Source organism: Mesorhizobium norvegicum (assembly GCF_004919685.1).
GTDB classification, from domain to species: Bacteria; Pseudomonadota; Alphaproteobacteria; order Rhizobiales; family Rhizobiaceae; genus Mesorhizobium; species Mesorhizobium norvegicum.
Genome location: NZ_SMYZ01000038.1, coordinates 39,498 through 59,581, shown reverse-complemented (window position 1 = coordinate 59,581; position 20,084 = coordinate 39,498). Strand labels below are relative to the sequence as shown.

Sequence of the window (20,084 nt, the reverse complement as noted above, 5' to 3'; positions counted from 1 at the left end):
GATCAGCCTCGCTCGTCGCGCTTAGACTGCCGGTTCCAGTGCAGGTGCCAGACGTTCTTCTCGGCCTCGGACTGGAACAGATTGGCGCGGATCGGCTGCGTGAAGGACGGATCGTCGATGGAAACGGAGAGATAGGCGCCCGCCTTCTCGCCAGTGCGATCCCACGCCGCGCCGATCTCCATGCCTTCGCAGAAGACGCGATGGTCAGGCGCGCTTTCAGCATCCGATTTCTCGGCAGGCAGGATGGCAATCTTCGCGTCGAGCGTCAGCGTTGAGATGTTGCCGAAGAAGCCGTCGTCGTTGCGAGTGAAGGTGCCGATCTTGGCCATTGCAGTGCTCCTTTCATGAGCTTTGACAAGTGTTGGTGCGAGCGGTCATGGCTCGCGGCGATCCGCTTCGCCGGAATCGTCCGTCGCCTGAGAAGCGCGGTCGTTGGTCCAGACCGGGACCGCGCGACCGATGATCGAATTGAGCGGGAGTGGGCCGAAATATCTGCCGTCGAAACTGTCAGCCGAGTGCCAGTTCATGAGGAAGACTTCACAATCGGCAATGATGCGGCAGCCCTGCCAGCCGGGCAGCGGCCGGCCACGACTGTCACGTTCGAGCGCACGTCCAAAGGCCACGCCATAGACGATGATGGAGCCGCCTCGCCGGCACACCATCGTGCCTCCGAGTGCCAACACATGCTTCAGCAGCGGCACGCCGTTCGGCAAGTATTCGCGTTGGGCAAGCAAATCCGCCAGCGGTTTGGGCGGCATGACGACGGCGATATCTGAAACGCCGATCCTGTCGACCGGCTCGACGCGGTAGAGACCGACCGGGACGCTCGCTGACGCGTTCCAGATCAACTTCGGTGGATGGTCGATCCATGCCGGCGCGGCAACGAGGACCGCGCCGCCGAACATCGCGACGATGATCGTTGCGCGCATCCTCATGGCTCAACTCGGCGGCGGAGGAGCCATGCCTCATGGCGCTGGCGAGTGTAGGGCCTGGGCGCCTCGCGCGCGGCGAGTCGGCTGTGGGCATGCCGCCAGTAGTCCGGCGACACATCAATGGGATCGATGCCGATCGCTTCGATAGCGTCGATGATCTTCAGCACCTTCTCGACGTTCGGCCATCCGATAGCCGTAAGCAGGATGTCGGCGCCAGGCCGCACATAGGCGACAGTCGAGCAGCGCTCGCCGGTGGCTACAGCGCGTAAGATATCGATGCGGGAAGCGACAGTGCCGAAGTCGTTCGCGGTCCAGCGAACGAAGGCGAAGATGCTGCCTGGCGTAAAGGAGACGACACGACGGCTACGGTCGATGTTTCTGTTCGAAGCGACCTTGCCGAACCGGATGTAGTTCTCGATCCGCTTCTTCAGCCACACCAGTTCGACGTGGGTGAGATTGCTCATACTGGCCCCCACGACCGGAGGTCAGCAGTCAACACGGCGAAACGCGGGGCGGAGAAAACAGTCTTGCTCCGCGAGGAACAACGGACATCGATTATTCTCGGCCTGGCCGAAACATCATTGCTTCGCTGTCGTCCACAGCCTCGTGGATGAGCGCTTTCCGTTAGAAAGAATCCGAAGGATTCACAGTTAGAAACGTTAGAGGAGCGGGTTCGGCAATCTCTGCAATGACTTAAGGCCGATTCCGGTTCCTGATAGCACGGGAATCCGGTTCCCAATGGCACGGGAGTTGCGGTTCCTGATAGCACGGGCCTGTCCACAGTCATTTCACAGCCCTAGTGATGCGGCCACGTGGCGCGCACGGCGTTGCGTTGGCGCTCGCGAATGGATCGACCGGGTTGAGTTGGAAGTTCAGGCGTGACCGACCGTCGGGATCGACGGAGAGTGCCAGCCGGTAGCCCGGCAGTGGCTGGCGACGCACGATCTCGCGCAAGTCGAAGGTGAAGCGCTTGAAGGGCGACAGGCTGCCGGACTTCACGTGGAGATGACCGAGATCAAAGCTCCAACCATAGGTCTGACGGCCACCGTGCTTGCGAACGAGACGGTAAAGCCAGCGCTCCAGGCCGCCCGTTAGCCCGAAATATTGGCGGTCGATCGTTAGAATAAGTGCATCGTCGATGACGCCGGCATAGAACCAGTCCGGCAGGATGAGCTCGATGCCAAGTGGGCGCCCGCTGACGTCCATTCGCTCCTTCCATTCGTTGATCCAGGAGAATCGATGTCGCCGCCGCTCGGACGACTGGCGGATAGAAGTGGCAACCGTCGTCGATTGCAGGCGGTCCAGCGCGGCCTTCAGTCGGTCGTAGCTATGGGCGGAATCGCCCCGCTCGATGAAGGCAAGGATCTCATACGGCGTGGCCGCCATCAGACGCGACGTGCGAAGGCCTTTGTCACGTGCATCGACAATTTGACTGGCCGCCCAAATCAGGATGTCGGCGTCCCAGATCGTTGCCATGCCATGTTCGGTCGTCGCCTCGACGCGGATCGAAACCTCGCCCATGCGAAAGTCGATCGGTGTCACGCGGCGGGATTTGGCGAGTGAGAAAAACGGCCACGACATCAGGTCTTGCGCATCGCGTGGCGTGATCACACTGGAGCGCGCGCGGAACAGATCAAGCTGCCCCTGATCGGTCGAGCGAAGCTGCATTCTCTTTGCCCCGCAGTATCAGGAGACGCGATGGCGCCGGCCGGCATAGGCCGGCGCGCGGGCGGCATGCGGCTTGGCAGGCGGAACAAAGGTCGCGTTGACATCGCTCGTGGACATGCGCGCACCAAGCTCGATCCAGGCGTGCAGGTCGTCAATGTCATAGAGGACGCGACCACCGACCTTTCGGTATTTTGGTCCGGTGCCGTACGTCCGGTGCTTTTCCAGCGTGCGAGCGCAAAGGCCGACGATTGGTGCCGCCTCCTTCGTTCGCAGGTATTTTTGGGGCGCGTCCGCGGGACCCTTCGACATCGCTCGATCTCCGTTCGGTTTTGCTGTCGTCCTGGCCTGCCGGGACGCGCGAAACGGACGATGGTCGAATTGAAGAAAAGCGAGGGAGGGCAAACATCGGGGGATGTGTTTTCGCTGCCCATGCGAGAAGGGTTTCAGCGATCTGATTTTCGGCTGCGGCTGTGCGGATAGACGAGAAGGTCGCGGTAGCCGCCGGCCACAAGGCGATCCGCCCTTCGCAGGATCGCCCTAACCTTGTGCCGGAGATGATGATCGCGCCAGTCTCGAGGCGCGATCGGCTCTCGTGACAACAGCACCTGCGCGATCTCGCGGTAGGTGGCCCCTACGCGGCGGGCGTCATGAGCGCGCAGATTGAGAGTGTGCCTCGCCTTCGTCTGCTTCGGCAACGCGCCATAGACAGGACCGGGAGATCGGCCGTTCAGTTCACGCCAGAACCTACGCGCTGCGTCGAGCCGCGACTCGAAGGCGTCGTCGAGCGGCAGGACGATCGCGTTGAATTCGGTCGCGCCGTTGCCGAGGTCTGTGACGAGATTATTTGTCGCGGTCGATGCCGGCCAAAGAATATGCAGCTCGTCGTCGGCGGCGGCGCCGCTGAGTCTGGAAAGTTTAACAGTCTGATGCGAAGGGCTGACTAACGATCGGATTTGCGTGGCTCGCAACACGCGCGGCGAGGCCTGTTCCGTCCAGACGATGTTCTCAGCTAACGGAAGCCGGTCACCGGTGACTCTGAAATCGCGCGCCCCAACGAGCGATGAAGTCGGGTGGACCAACAAGTTCTACGGCACCTGGGAGATGTGACGAAAGCTGACCGCACTCGGCGACGAACTCGTCGTTCCGGATCAGATATTCGGCAGCGAACTCTGCAGGCTCGTAGCCTTGCATGTGCGCGTAGGCTGCCGGATCGGTCCAATCGCCTCGCAATGCGCCAAGTCCTCTCCCGGTACCCGCATCAGGCTGCGAGTTTCGGAATGAGCATCCCTGCCGATACGCAAATCGGGTAGTTGGAGAGTCGGCAAACCGCTGTGCTGATTCAGCAAAGCATGGCTTAGGACCTCAGTGTGGCGCGCCGCCTGCAAGGAGATATCGATAGCCGCTCGTGGTCATCCAGCGGGCGCGGGCAAGATGCGTCTGCCATGATCGGAACGCCCGCTCTGGTTCCTGGTCAGGATCTATGTGGAGGACGATCCTGGCCACCTCGCGCCAATCCGCATCTTCAGCCGCCGCGTCGAGCAGGCGGATGTAGGTGAGCAGCCGCTCCTCATCATAGCCGGTCAGGACCGGGGCATTCGGCGCGACGTCGGCGACATCGGGATCGAGCAGCGGCTTAAGCATCGTATCGAATCGCTAATGTTTTGGCGGCGATCCCGAAGGAACTATTATCCAGGTCGAGTTCTGATCATAACGAATAGGAACGATCATTCCTAGAACGATAGTTCCCTTTCTGATCCCTAATCCGCCATGGATCTCAAGGAGATCATGGCGGTCAACATGCGTCGTCTGCGCCATGACCAGAACGTGACGCAGGAGGAACTGGCCGCCCGCTCTGGACTGAGCATGCGCTACGTTGGGTCGATCGAGCGCGCCCGGGTTTCGGCAAGCGTTAGCGTTCTTGGTAGGATCGCAAAGGCGCTAAATGTGGACCCATGCGAGTTGATCAGAAAAACGACACGGTGAACTGATTGGCGGAATGGCGCACCGGGCCCGAAGTGCACCAGTCGCGAACATGACAGCAGTTGCATCGCGAGCCGGGCGGAGCCCGGCGAGCGGCCGCCGTGTTCAAAGACGGTGGCATGCGCCGACCCCGATCACCTGGTCGCAAGATATTCTTATGCTATGACGGTTTCGTTGATACGGCGGACCTGATAGGCCGCGCGGCGAGACGTTCGCTGCGCGGCCTTTCGTTTGCTCACGCCGCCCGTTCCAACAAGGCCTTCGCCCTGCCTTCCAGTTCAAGCCGGCTATCCTGATGCGCCTTGCTGCGGGCGTGTGCCGTCATGCCCTGCACGAAATCGAAGATGCTTTCGGGCGGGCGGCCTTCCTCCTGCAAAACTGCCTCGATGATCTTGCCTGTTTCGCTCTTGGAGAAACCGCGCTTGCGCAGGAAGTTTTCGCGCTCTTCGTCGCTACGGGCGACGATCTTCTCACGCGCGGCTTTAATGCCGGCGATGAACGGCGCGGCGCTTGAGTTGGCAAAGCTCGTCAAAGCGGGCGCTGCTTCGTACGCAAAACGCTGCGCGGCAAACTTCGAATGGCGGATCGTGATTTCCTCGAAGCCTTCCACGCCCCATAGATTTCGGTTCATGCACACGCCACGGAGATAGAAACTCGCGATGCCCAGCGTCTTGCTGCCGACTTCCGAATTCCAGCAATAGAAGCCACGAAAATACAAATCCGGTTCGCCATTCGGGAGCCTTCCGGCTTCGATCGGATGTGTATCGTCCACCAGAAACAGGAACACGTCGCGGTCGCTGGCGTAAAGCGTGGTGGTGTCCTTGGTGACATCAACGAAAGGATTGTGGGTCATGGTCGCCCAATCCAGAACGCCCGGCACTTTCCACATGGTGTCGCCGGTGCCCTTGCCCGCGATTTTCATCACGGCGGCGACAAGCTCATAATCCCAGATACGTCCATAATCCGGACCCGTGACGGCGCGAAGCTCAACGCGTCCGTCCTCCGTCTCGAGGGTCTTCATCAGCTCCGCCCGATGGCTCAAAAGGCCATGCTGCAAATTGATGCCTGCCAGCGGCGCGGGCAGCTGGCGCATGTAGGTCGCCGGCGCGCTGACAAGGCTGCAAAGCTGGCCGAAACTCCAATGCGTTGGCGCGATTGGCTGCTCCTGTCCGGGGACGAAAAGCGACAGCCGCTCTGCATTGTCGCGGGTAGCTTCCACGCGCACGGCGCGACTCTCGACGGTGCGGGTGGTGGCGCGGTCCGCTCGCTGCTTTACGGCATCATAAAGCTCGGTGAGGCTCAGAAAGCGCTCGTCATCGGGACGCGAAAACCATTCCGAGGAAACTCGTCCGATCCTCTCGCCGCGCGAGATATCGACGCGAAAGCCGCTGGAAATCGCCTGCTCCTGGCGGCTGCTCTCGCCATCGATGATCGTGGTCATGTTCATTTCGCTCACTCCTTTTCATCAATGCCGAAGGCATGTCCCCCGGCATGCCTTCCGGGGGCGCGAGAGCGCGCGGGAGTGATGGGGGCCAGTGCCGGCGCGCGGAGCCGGGTTGCATGGTCGAGCGAAGCGGATTGAAAACAATTAGCCAATTGCTGTGGCGGGCCGCTTTGCGAGCCAGCGGCCCTGCTCTGCACAGCCGGAACTGGCGGGGAAGCGAGGGGAAGCTCCTCGCTTCCCATGGGATCGGCAAGGGCATCCGCAGCCGATAGGGACGATAAAAGCGAAGCTTACTCTTATAATGTCGCGTAAGAGACGTGGATTTTACGAAGAAACGTACTATTTGCCTCGTGGGCAGGCTGGGAAAATCAAACGTCGCTCAATTCATCCGATGAAAAAAGGAAATTATATGACCACTGCTCTCGAACAAGACAACCAACTGGATACCGTGTCGATAACGGCTGACATTGTCGCCGCCTATGTATCGAACAATCCAGTACCGGTTGGCGAGTTGCCGAAGCTGATCGGCGACATCCATGCCGCTCTGAACGGCATCGGAACGCCCGCGGTAGAATCGGTGGTCAAGCAGGACCCGGCAGTATCGATCAAGAAGTCGGTGACGCCGGACTTCATCATCTGTCTGGAAGATGGAAAGAAATTCAAATCACTCAAGCGTCATCTTCAGCACTTTAACCTGACCCCCGATCAATATCGGCAGAAGTGGAACCTGCCGGCCGACTATCCGATGGTCGCGCCGAACTATGCGGCGACCCGGTCGGCCTTGGCGAAATCGATTGGACTCGGGCGCAAAGCGCCCGTGGCCACATCCTCCGTTGCAGGAAAGTCGAAACCCGCCGTACGAGCGGCGGCGGCAAGAACAACTGCTGCTGCAATCAAGTCCCCGGTGAAGAAGCCGCGCAAGACGACTGCCAAGGCTTAACCTGGCACGTCTGACAAAAGGTCGGGCGTCGGCGGACATGGACATGACGAAGCCCCGCCTCGCGGCGGGGCTTCGTGTCAAGTCGGATCACTCTGCGGTGCGGCGGGACCAGATGAGCGAGAAGTCGCCCTCGGTGTCGGTCTCGACTAGGCTCGCATAGATCGGAGCGGGGAAGCTGGGATCGTCGAGCTTGACGGAGTGGTAGTCGCGTCCCTCGCGCGAGGTCTTCTTCCATGCCGCCCCGAACTCGGTGGTGCCGGCGAAGATGCGGAAGTCGGGACCCTTTTCATTTTCGCCGTCGGCCGGGGCGAACGTCACCGTCTTAACGTTGAGGTTGAGGGTCTTGACCGAGCCGGAGAAGCCGTGCGCGGTGCGGGAGAAAGTGCCGATCGTAGCCATTGTGGTGTTCCTTTGTGTCTTCTCGGGCCGCGCCAATCGCGGCCTCGATGGTGGTCGTGAGACCGGAGACGATCGGTCTGCATCCCGAAGGGGCTGAAACGAAGTGAAAGACGGCGGCGCGAGGCTTTCTTGGACCGCGAGGAATGGACGCGCAGCGGACAGGGGAAGAAAACGCATCGACGTCGTTGCGGCAAGACGATCGAGACTGAGCGCAGCGAAGGCGGTCTTCGGTCAGACCCAATCCATTCGAGGACGCCGTGGGCGTGGCTTGGAAAGAATACGCGGAAGGAACGCCACAGTGGCTAAGGTCAGTCACGGCCATTGTCTCTTGCGCCGCTGCGCTTCTCTATTTCGGTCAAAGACGCTTCCTCACGCGCCAGCGCGGTGTTGGTCCTATTCCAACCGGTGAAGAAGGGACGTCCGATTTCCCTAATCTTTGGGCTGAATCGTCATCGCGTTCGGGGCAGCTCCGAAGGCGACCAATTGATTGCTGAGGGCAGCGGCTTCCAAGCCGCCAAATGCCGTGACGATTTCCTGTCTCACGTCGATTCGATGCAAGTCTGATTTGAGATCGAAGGCGAGGATAGCTGCGTCACACCTGATCCTCCACCGCATGGCCGAATGATGCCGCTGCGGTCACGCCTCACGCACGGTGAGGCATTGCTGGGAAAGGGTCGCCTCCATACCGGCGTCTGATGCCGAGGTGATGCGCTGCGTGACTTATCGCGATAAGTGTGGTGGAAATTCCCGGTTCGAGCGTTGGTTTGCACCGGATTCCGTTCCTTGACGCGATGACAGTGTGGAATTGCCTGTGCCATAAGGCCAATCGTTGAACCAACTCAGAAGGGATGGAAACAATGGCTGTAAACACGATCGATATTGCCGAACGCCTTGCAGACGCTCACGGCCTGTCGAAAACCCAAGCGAAATCCGTGGTCGAGGATGTGTTGAAGGGCATTGCGGAAGCCGCTGCTAAGGGCGAGGAAATCAGCCTCAATGGCTTCGGCAAGTTCAAGGTACAGAACAAACCAGCACGTGATGGCCGCAATCCGTCGACTGGCGCCACGATCAAGATCGCCGCATCGAAGAAGATCGTCTTCCAGCCGGCAAAGGCTCTCAAGGACTCGGTGAACGGCTGATCATTTAATGACGATACATCTCGTCTGATGGTAACGCGCTGTCCTGTTGGGCGATGGTGTCTCATGCCAAGATCATCTGCTTCTCATTGCTGCCGTTCTTAGGTCGAGGTCCCCGGCCGCGCCAATGGCGCGGCCGGAAAATTCTCCAACAGAAAGCTGGCCGGAACCGCGCGGCGGCTCCGGCCGTCGCGCTTATTCGGCGGCGATGGTGAAGGGTTCGCCCCCCTCGGCCAGGGCGCTGCTGTCGGCGAGCGCAGCGTTCGTCGTGTCCGGCTCGGGGGCTTCCGGCTCCAGTTCAGCAACGTCCGCCGATCTGGCGTCCGCACCTTCCTCGTCTTGCCCCTCAGCGAACACCGCAGGTTCCGGGGTCCGCAAGACTGCAGGCAGCCATCCAGTCCCGGCGAGCAACTGCTCGGCGGCTTCCGCCATTGGCTGCTTGTTCAGGTCCGACAGCCTCTCTGCCGCCTCTTCACTGGCAGCATCGCGCACGGCGTCGAGGATATGTGCCTTGGTGATGCGCCCGAGGTACGTCCGGACGGTCGGCGTCCAATGTGCCGCCATATCGAGGTTGACGGCTGTCGCCAGCCTGTCCGCTGTCTCGTGGGCGCGAGGCTTGCGCTCCCAAGGCTGCTTTACGGCATTGACGGTAAGCGAGGCGCAATGGGCGAACAACGCCATGACGCTGGCATGGTCGAGTGAGGCGATGAAGCCCCACAGGTCAGCCACATCGCGAGGCATGTCCGCAGCCCACTCCGTATGTCGATCTGCCAGTGCCTTGCCTGCCGCCGTATCCTCGATGCCGTCCGCGTGACCGGCGAGATAGACGCTGGTTGGGCGGATTTCGAGGCAGTGGGCCTCAGCACCCTGATAGAAGGTCTGCGCGGCAAGCGTATGGGTCACCGCGACAAGGGCGATTTCCGGCTGTTCGCCAAGCGCAAGGCGAAGCCCAAGCGTCCGATGAGCGGTCAAGTCGCGAATGAGAAGGTCCGACAACGGCTTGCCGTCATCCTCCGCTTCTTCGTCGCTGCCACCATCGGAATCCGGACCGCTGCCATCTTCGATGATCTCGCCATCGTCGTTGACGTCCTCGCCGTGTGGCCGCGTTTCCGCTTCCGGTCCCGCCTGCTCATCCTCGGCGCGGATGAAGCCACGTTCGATGCGCGCCGCTCCGTCATGGGAAAGCACGACGAACACGCCACCACGCGAAACAATATCAGGATCGTAGGCGTGGCGAAGAGCGTCGATGCGCTCGATCTCGGCCTCAAGCTTCCCGAAACGCTGATCGACATCGTTCGGCAGTTCCTCGGCGCTATCCCATTCTTCGGTCAGCCGGTTGAACTCCTCGGATGCCGTCGCGTAGGCGGCTTGATCTTCCGCCGACAAATCCACCGGCTGCGGGTAAGTGCGGCGCAAGCCGTTTGCGTGGGGGAAGTCGATATGGACATCCGCCCATTTCCAGCCCTCGGCCTGCCTGACAGTTTCGGCGATGCCTTGCAGCTTCGCGATCACCAACTGGTCGAGCAACGCGGCATCCTCGTAGAAGCCACCACGATCCTCGGTGAACAGATCGCGCAGGATACCGCCACCGGCTTCCATGTAGGCCTTCGCGCCGACGAAGATGGCTCGCCGGTCGCTCGCTGCAATGTGCGTCCGCGTCAGTTCCCGGCGGATGACGTAGGGATCGCGATTGTAGGTGAGGTTTTCGAAAACCTGCTCCTGCCGGGTGTGATCGTCGGTGATGGCAAAGGCCATCAACTGGTCGAGCGTCAGCCCAGCCTCGCGATAGACCTGCATCAGCTTGGGGCTGACCGCGCCCAGCCGCAAGCGCTGCCGCACGACATGCGCGGTGATGCCGAAGCGGGCGGCGATTTCCTCCGCACCCCATCCCTTTTTCTCGTGAAGGTCGCGGAACGCTTCAAACTGATCGGCGGGATGCATCGCCTCGCGGGTGATGTTTTCGTCCAGGCTGATCTCATGCGCATCATTGACCGTGTCGATGACGCAGCGGATAGGCTCGGTCTTCTTGATCTGCTTGCGCTTCACGCGCAGCAATTGCGCCAGCCGGCGGCCTTCGCCGATGCTGACGAAGTAGAAGCCGGTTTCTGCGCCCTCGCCGTCAAGCTCCGGCTCAACCACAGGGTATTGCAGCATGCCCTTGGCGGCGATGCTGGCCGCATAGGCCTCGATGATCGCCTCGCTGTGCGGCGTCATGCGTGCATTGCGGGGCGACTTCTTCAGCTTGTTCAGCGGAATGAAAACGACCGTGCCGCTCACGCTGGCGGTTCCGGTCTTCGCGCACCTGTCATTGGTCGTCATGATTCTGATCCTTTCCCGTTAGATGCCGAAGGCATGCCCCTCGGCATGCCTTCCGGGGGCGCGTGAGCGCGCGGCAGAGAGGGGGGCTAATGCCGGCGAGCGGAGCTGGGCTGCGCGTCGAGCGAGGCAGGTCGGATCAGTTTAGAGCGCGACGGTTTCTGCGCCGCCTTGCGAGCGGGCAGCCCCGCTCTGCGCAGGCGGCGTTTGCGGGGGAGAGATGGCAAGACCATCTTTCCCATCTACCTCGGACAGGTTCCCGTTCAAACTGTCGGTTTCAATCTGTATTTGCACAGCTTGAGACGGTATGCGGTGCTGCTATGCCTTCGGAGCCAGATAAGCGATGCCGGAATTCTATCCTCCGCGCCGACAACATCGTGTGGTCTGCCGCGGCGTCTGACACCATCTGCATCTATTCAAGGACGCCGCTTGACTTAAGCGGCCCGAGGAGCTTCGCTTCTTTGCTCCTGGCTTTCCTACGACGTGGCGAAATGGTCGAAACATCGATGCATACGACGATAGGCTGTGGCCCATCTGGCGACAGGGAACGGATCTCGGTCGCCTTTTCGTTTAGATGTTTCAATACGGTCTCGAGGGATGCAAACCTAGAATGCCCAGGTAGAATCCATCCTTGCGATTTTGGTTTCTGGTGCACCAAGAGCAAAATGCCGTGTCGCGCTCCATCGTGACGAAGATATTGCCCGCACAGCTGAGTTTCGAGCGCAGCTTCCATCTCGGGAGCGCTCATGCCGTCGATGACTTTAATTTCGATCGGAAGCGTAACGCCGCTGATACGGCTCGTCAGTGTGATATCCGGTTCTTTTTCGTCTGCAACGTGGCTTTCGCGCACAACCGTATAGGCATTCCCTTGCAAGCTTTCGAACCGGTCGGCAAACCACCGTTGTACGGCATTTTCGTCAGGAAGCGCCTGGACCGTGTCTGCTTGCGAGAATCTGTCATGGCGAAGATCATGGTCGATGCGCTCCGCGCGCCGGCGGGCGAGAAGCTGCAGGTCCGCCGTTGTCGAGGGCGGGCGGTCGAACGCCGTCTCGAACATCACTACGTCCTCGGGCCGCCATGCCGCCAGGATGGCATCATTTTCGGCGTGGCGCCGCGCGAGCGTGTGCAGTCTGTCCGGTGGTATGGCAAAGCCCTCTTTCCGCGACAGGCGCATCAACGCGGCATGGGTGGCCTCGCCGGGCGTGCTCTCCAGCCGGTTAAACACGGTATTTCGAGCGTCTTGGGCACTGTCGCGCCAATCAGGGGAGAAGACCTCGCCGCTAGGTCTCCTAATGTCGTTCTCAGGGCGAATGCCATCGAAAGCGAGTAAAACCAATTCCTCGAGCTTAGGGAAAGATATGTGGTGAGCGACTCCCGTATCCTGGTGGTAGCGATCACCGTACAGTCGAGGCAGTAGGACACTGCACATCATCATGCGCGATTGTTCGTCGAATTGATCAAACCTTTCGCGCAGCACGTCTATGGCCAGGTCCGCATTAATCGCCGCGAGAATCGAGAGCATGTACGCCACTGTCTTCGGATCTTGCGCCGCGGCTGCTCGGCTCCGCACTAAATCGGAGAGGGAAGTCGTGTCGACAGGTAGGCCGCGGATGATGACATCCAATACCTTGGGCAGCAGAGGTGTGGGAAAGGTCGCCTCGTCGGACATTGCGTGTTCAAGATCAGGCACCACCAATCGAGCAAGCTTGGCGTCGCTATAGGCTAGGCGGTCCAGAATCCCATGTTCCGACGGGTCGCCCATCGCAAGTTGTGAATTCACTTCGGCCACAAGAACCTTGCGCACGATCGCGGGTTTTGCCTCGGCGACCCGCACTAGGTAGTCAGGGAAACCGTTCAATTCCAGGATGGCATAACGCGCGGCTTTCGCAGCACGGTCGTCGTCGATTGACTGCGCCCAATTTGAGGTTCGCGCGGCTTCGAGCGCCATGCCTGCCAAGCCCATACTCTCGAAGCTGAAAATCTTCCGCTGCTCTTCAGGCGGTCGTTCGCTCGGCAGCAGGGGCTTCCAGGCGTTGGCGAAATTGATCAATACCGTGGCAAACTTCTCCGTAACCTCAGCCCCAAAGATCGGTTCGACCGACGAGAGATCGTCGATCGCGTAACGAGATCGGCCTCGGATCCGCGAGGACAGAAACCGCCAAAGATCAACTAGCCGGCTGTCAGCCGTAGTGTCGGTGGTTGGATGAAGCATATCCAAGATCGTTGGGTCCGAGCGCAGTTCCTCGATGAATTTTATCCAACTGCCGTCTCGCTTTTCGCGTGCGATCTTGTTCTTTTCCTCCGTTGCTCGGAGCCGTTCCATCGTAGCCAAACGCTCTGGAGGCTCGGGCGACGGCGATTGCCATGCTGCAAGAAGCTCCCCAAGGCTGGAGTCCTCCTTCCCAATCTTCTCTAAGGCTCCAGCTACCGTCGGATCTTGGCCCTGGTCGCGCCAGATCGCGTGGAGAGCATTAAACGCCAGCCGACGGTCACGCTCTTCTGTCTTTCCTGTAGCGTCGTCAGCCAACCAGCTTACGTCATCACTGGACAATTGGCCTTGCCACCCAAACATCGCCAAATGCCCAATCGAGATGTCGTTGTTTCTGATCCAAGGGTGATCGCGAAGCACATGCACGGCACGCCAAAATGACTGACGGCGCCGGCCAGGCGTGCTGCAGATTGCTCGCTCAAGCTCCAGTTCTTCTGGATCGCGCCCGCGATACGAGGAATCGTTATGCAGTCGCAGCACAAGATCGACGACAATATTCGGAACGCTATCGGGATGCATCTGTAACAGGCGTGCAGCCGCTGTTACGGCCGCCGAAGCGAATGCGCTGGCAAAGACGGATTCCTCGTGTTCGTCGTTGATCGGGCCTATGCGCTGCAGAACGGCAGCCAGGAAAGCAGACAGATCGGTCTCGCTCGGCAGCGCCTCGCCCAGCTTTTGCCCCAACGGATAGAGCGTCGCCATACCCCCTTCGTCGGTGACACCGATTGCATCGATGACCTCAAAGAAACGCTCGACCGAAAGCCACTTTGGAAAGAGAACATCAAGGGCGCCAAGCACTACCGTCCGCGCCAATGCTCCTGCCTGATCGACGATGTAGTCGGCATATGTGATGGCATCTGCAGCTGTTCCCACCGCAAGCAGCGCTCTGCCCGCCAAAAGTTGTGATGTGGTGTCGGTCGCTGTATCGAATGCCTGCGTGCGAGCGATATCCAAGCCGCCGGCCTGCTTGCCCAGCCAAATCAATCTTAGAAGTAGGTGACGTGCGTCGCGACCGCCTCCATATCTGGTCCACCAGGCAGGGATCAAAGGATCAAAGGCCGGGTGCGCCAGTCGGCGAACTGAATCTTGCTCGAGCCAGACGTTTCGCCGGTCGACATGTTCTCCATCCTGTAGAGCGCCTTCGATTGCCTTGCTGCGTGTGGCAACTGGCAGTGCCCCAGGATCGCCAAGCGTCAAGAGTGCAAGTGGGTTTCTTGCTATGAGCTTCTCCGCCACTCTTGGGTTCCAGATTGACAGCCATGCCGCTGTGGCGAGCATGTCGGGACGGGCGAGTTGAAATCCATAAATATCAGCGAAAAGCAGGTCATCTATCTGCTGCGGAGGACAATTGGCGGCAAGACGGCCGGCAAGCCATCGTCCGGTAAAATAGCTCCGGACCGTTCCCTCGTTGTCGTTGTGCAGCCGCACGCGCCCCAAGGTAGCAGGGTCGAACACCGGTCTGCCAAGCAACCGCATCATCGCGTCGGGTTGCCAATCTGGGAGAAGCCGATCAAGAGCCAAGGCATTGTCGGCCGTTGTCGTGCTGAAGCCTTCTGCAGGAACGCGCAAGGCATCCTTGCCGCACAGAAGAAGACCCGCCCCAATGCGTTCGAGCGCACTCTTGGCCGCTGCCGTGCTAAGTGTGTCGTTTCGTTTTCTCGCCGGCTTGGGGTCTATAAGCCGCGCATCGATACTCGCCTCCAGCATCGCCGCAAGTGTCCCGAACCGACCATGATCGTGCCAATAGTCCACCATCCATTCGAGATCGAGCGGACGGCTTGCAAAATGCCAAAGGTTGCCGTCGTCGAGCGCTGTCATGAAAGAATCGAGGTCGCCAATGCCGGCGCTTTTGGCAAAGAGCCGAATGCGTGCCTCATCGAGCCCGATCATTAAGAAGACTGACACGTCGTCTTCGTGCTCGGGCGGCTTCTCGGGCGCCTTGTGTTGGAGCGTGGCGCGGATTTCATCTTGATAGCTGGGTTCAGGCGGCGGCGGCATGCGCGGGATCGAAAGCCACTCATCCATCGAATGGCGATCCGCGATGAAATCCCAGTCGGTAAAGCGACCGGAAATGACCACGCGGGCACGGTCCTCGAATCCTGTGATAGCTTTGGAGAACTTACGTAGGGCGGTTTCGAATCCCACACCCTCATCTTTCGCTTCGTCGACGGAATCGATGAAAAACCAACAAATCGATCCTGCTTCCGCCTTCCAGGTTTCGAACCTTCGAAGATCATCGGCGCCCAGAGCGTCCTCAAGGCCGCTTCGGCCGAGATCTTGTACCGTGGCATAACAGGCAAATTCGTCAGATTTCACCGCAGCCTGCCACTGCGATTTGAGCTCGTAGCTTTTGCCGCTGCCGGCTTCCGCCAGAAGGACTACTCGGTTTCGTTTCTTGAGGTCCGGCCAGCTCAAGGGGCCGCCGAGACGAGGGTCGAATAGAAGTGACGGTGTTTTCGCCTCCTCACGCGAGACGATACGAAATCTACGGTCTAGATCGACAAAATTACCCCTCATGGCGCAACGATAAGTGCTGCAGTATAACCTGCAAGCTCTAATACTGCGCTTCGAAGGAGGCGAGGCACATCCACCACTGTTTGGAACGGGAGCACCCATAGATGACTGCGGAAGAGCAGGTAATCCACATCAGCGTCCACGACGGAGAGACCAACATCCATGTAACCGTGACCGGGCGGGAAAACCCACTCGGCTACTATTATTGGGGCGATGGGGATAGAGAGGCAGAAATCGCCAAAGCGCGGGCCGATGCAAAAGAGTGGGCCCTATATTATGACGCAGCGATTGTGGAACATTACAGGTAGATGGGCGGCCTTGCGGTTGACGTTCATTGGGAGCGATTGGTTCTCCCGTCCGTTCGCGGATTCATCGACAGCGAGGATTCACTGCAGAACATTATTGCGGGGGATAACGCCAAGCTGGCGCGGGACGTTAGCTATGAGACCCTGCGTCTCGGTATGGTAGGGGCTATTTTCCTCTACCATTTCGCCGAGGTTGCATTAGAGCGCGGAGCTCTCGCGACTATCAAGCCGCTAGCTACGGACAAAGCAGCTGCGCGCCATCTGATATCAAACGCTACGGTGGCGGCCAATGGCGACCCGAGACCTGACGATCACAAGGTTCTGGGCGAAGTCGCGGATGCCATCAAGCACGCCGAGTTGAACTCGCCGACCATCCTGCACGTGCCTAAAAGAAACCGTGTCATCGAGATTTCCCACGCCGCCCCTTCGATTTTTGCGGAAGGGCTGTCGACAGGCGTGCCGCAGATTGTCATTGCCACGCACGCGGGCACTCGGTCGCTTAGTGCCATCATGGGCAATGTTGGTCGAGGATGGACAAACTTGCTCGGCCTTGAGCCCGTCTAATCGACGCCACTTGCAGCAACGGCCAGCGAAATAGCGAAGCCTCGCCTTCCGCACGTTAGGTAGCTTCGTAGTTAAATTCGGCCAAATTGTTCATTCCTTCTTCGACGCAGACAAGTGCCTTGGCCTTTGCCTCCTCGAGGGAGTCGAGCCAGCGGCCGAACGGCGGACTGTAATCCTTGGGACTTGGCCCATGGCTGCAGACAAGAACCCAGCGACCGCGCGTCTGGGGCGAAATATAGACGTACCAGTCCTCGACCTGCGCCCAATAGGCGCCGTGCGGATTCCGCTCCCATTTGAGATCGGGGTAGCGCGCCTTCAGACGGCGATGCTGGCGCAATAGCATGTTCACAATGACCATCATCTCGCCCGAGACGCGGGTTTCTCCCGACACCATCCGTTGGATACCCCGGATCGTCGCCGACCCTTCGCGATAGTCGCGGTTCTTATCCATGAAGGTTGCAAGGTCGCCCGGTGTGAGCATCAGTTCCTTGAGCGCAGCGTTGAATTTTTGCGTCAGCTCTTCCGGGGTCGGCTTACGATCGAAAATGTCTTCGGGTGCTTGCAGTCCGGTCATCAGAATTTCCTGTCGTCAAATGCGCGACATAATGTCGTATATTTCACGACCTTATGTCAATGCCTTAGCGCCCTCGCCTCCGGCGACGTGGTGCTCGTGAGATTCATGACGGTTTGTTGGACGACATGCCTATGCAAATGATGGCTCAGGCCGCTCTCACTTTTGCAATATCTCTGATGGAGCCGATGCGAACCGTAATCTCGTCAGCCTCCAATTTACCAATGTCGGCGTTGCGCTCATAAAGCCTGTTCACGATAACCTGATTGAGTTCGTAACCTCCCCGCTTGGCAAAGACATATTGTATTCCTGCTCCGCAGCGTAGGTATCGCGCTTCAAAAAAGGAAGGTGTGTCGGGTTCTTGATATCGACCCCTTCGGCCACGGCGGCATCAGTTCGGTAGTAGGTAATCCGATCCGCTCGCAACAATGGTCGATCGAGCCGGGTAAGACGGCTTCGGCGCAATAAGGCGCCAGCGATGCGGTCGTGCAATGCCTGCTCATCGGCAATTTCTATGCAGGCTCCCCCGAATTTTCGCAAACCGGCACCAGAAGCCATAGAGAGGCAAAAGCAGAAAATAAGCTCCGGCCGTTTCAGCTCGTTGTGGTAGGCGAAGCGGCCAACAATCTTCTGCCCCGTCGTCACGTTAGTGATGGTTACATCGCTATTCGGCGCGTCCACATGCATGCCCTCGTAGGCATCGACGCGCGGGTCGCCTTCGATCTTCATGAAGTACGGCAGGTTACGAAACAGGAGGTTCCCATCAAGGACGCTGCTGGCATACTGCTCTGGTAGAAATTTGAACAGTCTCAGGTTGGCAGTTCCTTGTGTTCTCCGCCAGGGCAAATGCCCGATGCTTCTGCACCACAGCGAGCCAGTCGGCTGGCCGATAGTTAGTAAGATTGATGTCGGCTTGTCTAAAAAACTGGCTCACCGCCCCCGAATCTCAGAACGGGCTTCCGAACTGGTTCTCCCATTGCGTCAGTCTCGCACAGGCCTTCTGAAACGTCCTTTCGTCTTTGACGTATTGCAGCGGGGCTCCGATATCGTCTTCGCGTGCCTTCAGAAACGCAATCGCGTCCGCGGGGGAAAGTCGCGCTTCCGCCAGCTCGCGGATCTTGTCCTGATAGGCTGCTTTCTCGGCCGCGGCCTCGGCTTCCCTACGGCGCTGCCTAACGAAGACCGAGAGAGCCTCCCGCGCGCGGGTCAATCCAGACTCGCTGTCTTCCGCTAGTTCCACTGGCGTCATACCGTTCATGTCCGCTCGTTTGGTGTGCAGGAATGCGCTTCGATCCTCGCCGTTCAATTCCGTTTCCGCATCGACGCATAAACGATCACGCCGCGAGTGACGAAGTCGACTTGCTTCCAGCAGCTGCCGTTGGCGCCGTACTTCGCCCTGTTCTTCCATCTTGGCTTTGCGGCGGGAGATCGCATTGCCGATAGGCAGCCCTGCGCTCCCATAGAAAAGAGGACCGTTTCCTTCCAGCATCGCCACAATGGTTTCGATTTCGCCGATGATCTTGGGCGCCTCGACCTCTGAGCGCAGTGCCTTGTCATAGGTCAAACCGGATTCCTGGTGGATCGATTGCAGCCACCGCTCGACTGTTGTGCCTGCGCGTTCGTCTTCGGGAAGCTCGCCAAGTATCCACCCTACCCGCTGCACGGTCTCCTGAATCAAAGCGGTTCTTTGGTTTTCAGCCAGGGTCCTCGCGTTCCATGGTTTGGCGAACGCCGGGGCGAGCACGACACCGAAGCCTTGCCGGATAAGGACACCCTCGCCGAGCAGATATTTCAGATAATTGTCGACCGCTTTCCAAGCCGGGGCGAAGCGGGCATCGATCGTGGTGACGTCGTCTGCCACCTCGCCGGACACACGCAGAAAGGCATTTTGGACCAGCCGGCGTTTTTCCAAATGGTTGACGATTGGTATGGGTTTGCACTGGGCGTTGCCGAGGCAGCGATCATGAAAGACCTCGGCCAGGATGATGGCTTGCCATACGGCCGGCGGTTCGGAAAAACAGGCGAAGCCCGGAACGTCGCGGCCGACAAACTTTGCAAGACCGATCGCTTGAAGCTCGACCTCGCGTGGGGCGACGAAGTCTCGGCCGACCAGTTTCGCCAAGGCCTGTCTGTATGCTCCTGCCGTTTGCTCGACCCGGCTTCGGTACTTGGCCGTCGCGGCTGCCTGGCGCCTGCCCCGTTCTTGCTGCCATTCGAGCTCATCCGCGTCTTGCTTGGCCCGCGCAGCTTCGATGCCTGGATGATAAAGCCACCGACGCGTTGCGGTTTTCAGTACCGCTTCGTTGATCGCATTCCTTAGCGAGTCACGCGGAAGCTTCGACAGATCGATTTCGACGGCGGGGATCTTGTGTTCCCTGAGGCGCTGTATCTTGGCGGCGTCCGCGAAATGGGTGACGGCAACCTCGACGAACAAGTCATACCCAAGAGCCCGCACATAGAGGTCCGGAATGATCTTCTTCGGGTCTGTGTATTCGAGTCGGAGGAATTCTGTTTGCACCTCCTGTGCAGGCTTCGTCACAACGCGCTTGTTTTCGAGCCCAGGCCGCTGGGGCAGCACCATCGTCGGACTGCTGCGAAACACGTCCTTCGCCAGCAAATGCAAAACCGTCTCCGGACCACCGCCACAGGCCTCGCAATCGTGGTGGGCGAAATGCGCCACCCGGTAATCCTCCTTCAGCCGGGCCACTAATTGCCTGTCGCAGGTCGGGCAGACACAGCCGCAAGCAAGCCCACGCGCAACCTCGCCTATATGGGCGAATGTCCCGTCGGGGCGCTTTCCGTAGACGAGTTGCGCTCGATCGGTGCCAAAGGACTTGTGCGTTTGCTCGTGATCACCCCCACCGGCCATATCCTAGAAGTCCGCCCCCATCTCTGACAATGACAGGATCATCCCATCCATCGCCTCGTTCCACCAGTCGTGCTGAATAGCTTGATCGGCTCACGCTGATTGCTCGCGGTTGTTGATACCAAAGTGACCCACAGAAGGCCGCGTCGTCCACTGAGCGACGCCGGTCGATTGATGTTT

At 59.5% G+C, this 20,084-nt stretch carries 20 protein-coding genes; 5 read left to right on the top strand and 15 right to left on the bottom strand.

Annotated elements, in window-relative coordinates:
• Nucleotides 1-2: 2 nt before the first annotated feature.
• The 8 genes from FCU66_RS15080 to FCU66_RS15050 all read right to left on the bottom strand — a co-directional run bounded on the left by FCU66_RS15080 (nucleotide 3) and on the right by FCU66_RS15050 (nucleotide 4,241).
• A complete protein-coding gene (locus FCU66_RS15080) occupies nucleotides 3-329 on the bottom strand; it encodes a DUF736 domain-containing protein (protein WP_136616928.1) in 327 nt (108 codons plus the stop codon).
• Between the two features lie 45 nt (nucleotides 330-374).
• The gene (locus FCU66_RS15075) at nucleotides 375-935 is read right to left on the bottom strand and encodes a S26 family signal peptidase (protein WP_136616929.1); all 561 of its coding nucleotides are present in this window, start codon (nucleotides 933-935) and stop codon (nucleotides 375-377) included.
• Nucleotides 932-1,396 (bottom strand): DUF2840 domain-containing protein, encoded by a 465-nt coding sequence (locus tag FCU66_RS15070; RefSeq protein WP_136616930.1) that lies wholly within the window; start codon nucleotides 1,394-1,396, stop codon nucleotides 932-934. The genes FCU66_RS15075 and FCU66_RS15070 overlap by 4 nt, the downstream gene beginning before the upstream one ends.
• Nucleotides 1,397-1,715: 319 nt before the next feature.
• A complete protein-coding gene (locus FCU66_RS15065; protein ID WP_136616931.1) occupies nucleotides 1,716-2,600 on the bottom strand; it encodes a replication initiator protein A in 885 nt (294 codons plus the stop codon).
• Between the two features lie 18 nt (nucleotides 2,601-2,618).
• Complete coding sequence (locus FCU66_RS15060) at nucleotides 2,619-2,909, bottom strand: helix-turn-helix transcriptional regulator (protein WP_136616932.1); 291 nt, start codon at nucleotides 2,907-2,909, stop codon at nucleotides 2,619-2,621.
• A gap of 134 nt (nucleotides 2,910-3,043) precedes the next feature.
• Entirely contained in the window at nucleotides 3,044-3,682 is a 639-nt protein-coding gene (locus FCU66_RS15055) for a DUF2285 domain-containing protein (protein ID WP_136616933.1), read from the bottom strand.
• Nucleotides 3,624-3,791: a transcriptional regulator domain-containing protein gene (locus FCU66_RS42810; RefSeq protein WP_425462855.1), complete on the bottom strand. Its 168-nt coding sequence runs from the start codon at nucleotides 3,789-3,791 to the stop codon at nucleotides 3,624-3,626. Before FCU66_RS42810 ends, FCU66_RS15055 begins: the two co-directional genes overlap by 59 nt.
• A gap of 171 nt (nucleotides 3,792-3,962) precedes the next feature.
• The gene (locus FCU66_RS15050; protein ID WP_136616934.1) at nucleotides 3,963-4,241 is read right to left on the bottom strand and encodes a DNA -binding domain-containing protein; all 279 of its coding nucleotides are present in this window, start codon (nucleotides 4,239-4,241) and stop codon (nucleotides 3,963-3,965) included.
• 126 nt (nucleotides 4,242-4,367) lie between these two features.
• Between FCU66_RS15050 and FCU66_RS15045 the strand changes: the two genes are divergently transcribed.
• Nucleotides 4,368-4,583, top strand: coding sequence for a helix-turn-helix domain-containing protein (locus FCU66_RS15045; RefSeq protein WP_136616935.1), 216 nt, complete (start codon nucleotides 4,368-4,370; stop codon nucleotides 4,581-4,583).
• Between the two features lie 232 nt (nucleotides 4,584-4,815).
• Here FCU66_RS15045 and FCU66_RS15040 read toward each other — a convergent pair whose 3' ends face one another.
• On the bottom strand, nucleotides 4,816-6,021 hold the full coding sequence (locus FCU66_RS15040; RefSeq protein ID WP_136616936.1) for a DUF932 domain-containing protein: 1,206 nt from the start codon (nucleotides 6,019-6,021) through the stop codon (nucleotides 4,816-4,818).
• 412 nt (nucleotides 6,022-6,433) lie between these two features.
• Here FCU66_RS15040 and FCU66_RS15035 point away from each other — a divergent pair, with 412 nt between their 5' ends.
• Entirely contained in the window at nucleotides 6,434-6,964 is a 531-nt protein-coding gene (locus FCU66_RS15035) for a Ros/MucR family transcriptional regulator (protein WP_136616937.1), read from the top strand.
• An 87-nt stretch (nucleotides 6,965-7,051) separates the two neighbouring features.
• On the opposite strand, the gene FCU66_RS15030 is transcribed toward FCU66_RS15035, so the two are convergent.
• Nucleotides 7,052-7,363 carry a DUF736 domain-containing protein gene (locus FCU66_RS15030; RefSeq protein ID WP_136616938.1) on the bottom strand — a complete coding sequence of 104 codons (312 nt, stop codon included), beginning with the start codon at nucleotides 7,361-7,363 and terminating at the stop codon, nucleotides 7,052-7,054.
• 857 nt (nucleotides 7,364-8,220) lie between these two features.
• Here FCU66_RS15030 and FCU66_RS15025 point away from each other — a divergent pair.
• Entirely contained in the window at nucleotides 8,221-8,502 is a 282-nt protein-coding gene (locus FCU66_RS15025) for an HU family DNA-binding protein (protein ID WP_095089546.1), read from the top strand.
• Nucleotides 8,503-8,694: 192 nt separating this feature from the next.
• On the opposite strand, the gene FCU66_RS15020 is transcribed toward FCU66_RS15025, so the two are convergent.
• A complete protein-coding gene (locus FCU66_RS15020) occupies nucleotides 8,695-10,818 on the bottom strand; it encodes a ParB/RepB/Spo0J family partition protein (RefSeq protein WP_136616939.1) in 2,124 nt (707 codons plus the stop codon).
• 409 nt (nucleotides 10,819-11,227) lie between these two features.
• Nucleotides 11,228-15,499, bottom strand: coding sequence for a hypothetical protein (locus FCU66_RS15015; protein WP_136616940.1), 4,272 nt, complete (start codon nucleotides 15,497-15,499; stop codon nucleotides 11,228-11,230).
• Nucleotides 15,500-15,702: 203 nt separating this feature from the next.
• Between FCU66_RS15015 and FCU66_RS15010 the strand changes: the two genes are divergently transcribed.
• Nucleotides 15,703-15,906 (top strand): hypothetical protein, encoded by a 204-nt coding sequence (locus tag FCU66_RS15010; protein WP_136616941.1) that lies wholly within the window; start codon nucleotides 15,703-15,705, stop codon nucleotides 15,904-15,906.
• Nucleotides 15,907-16,467, top strand: coding sequence for a hypothetical protein (locus tag FCU66_RS15005; protein ID WP_136616942.1), 561 nt, complete (start codon nucleotides 15,907-15,909; stop codon nucleotides 16,465-16,467).
• A 55-nt stretch (nucleotides 16,468-16,522) separates the two neighbouring features.
• Here FCU66_RS15005 and FCU66_RS15000 read toward each other — a convergent pair whose 3' ends face one another.
• The 3 genes from FCU66_RS15000 to FCU66_RS14990 form a co-directional block, all read right to left on the bottom strand.
• Nucleotides 16,523-17,041 carry a hypothetical protein gene (locus FCU66_RS15000; RefSeq protein ID WP_136616943.1) on the bottom strand — a complete coding sequence of 173 codons (519 nt, stop codon included), beginning with the start codon at nucleotides 17,039-17,041 and terminating at the stop codon, nucleotides 16,523-16,525.
• A 249-nt stretch (nucleotides 17,042-17,290) separates the two neighbouring features.
• Entirely contained in the window at nucleotides 17,291-17,767 is a 477-nt protein-coding gene (locus FCU66_RS14995) for a hypothetical protein (RefSeq protein WP_136616944.1), read from the bottom strand.
• Nucleotides 17,768-17,984: 217 nt separating this feature from the next.
• A complete protein-coding gene (locus FCU66_RS14990) occupies nucleotides 17,985-19,718 on the bottom strand; it encodes a hypothetical protein (RefSeq protein ID WP_136616945.1) in 1,734 nt (577 codons plus the stop codon).
• Between the last annotated feature and the right edge of the window lie 366 nt (nucleotides 19,719-20,084).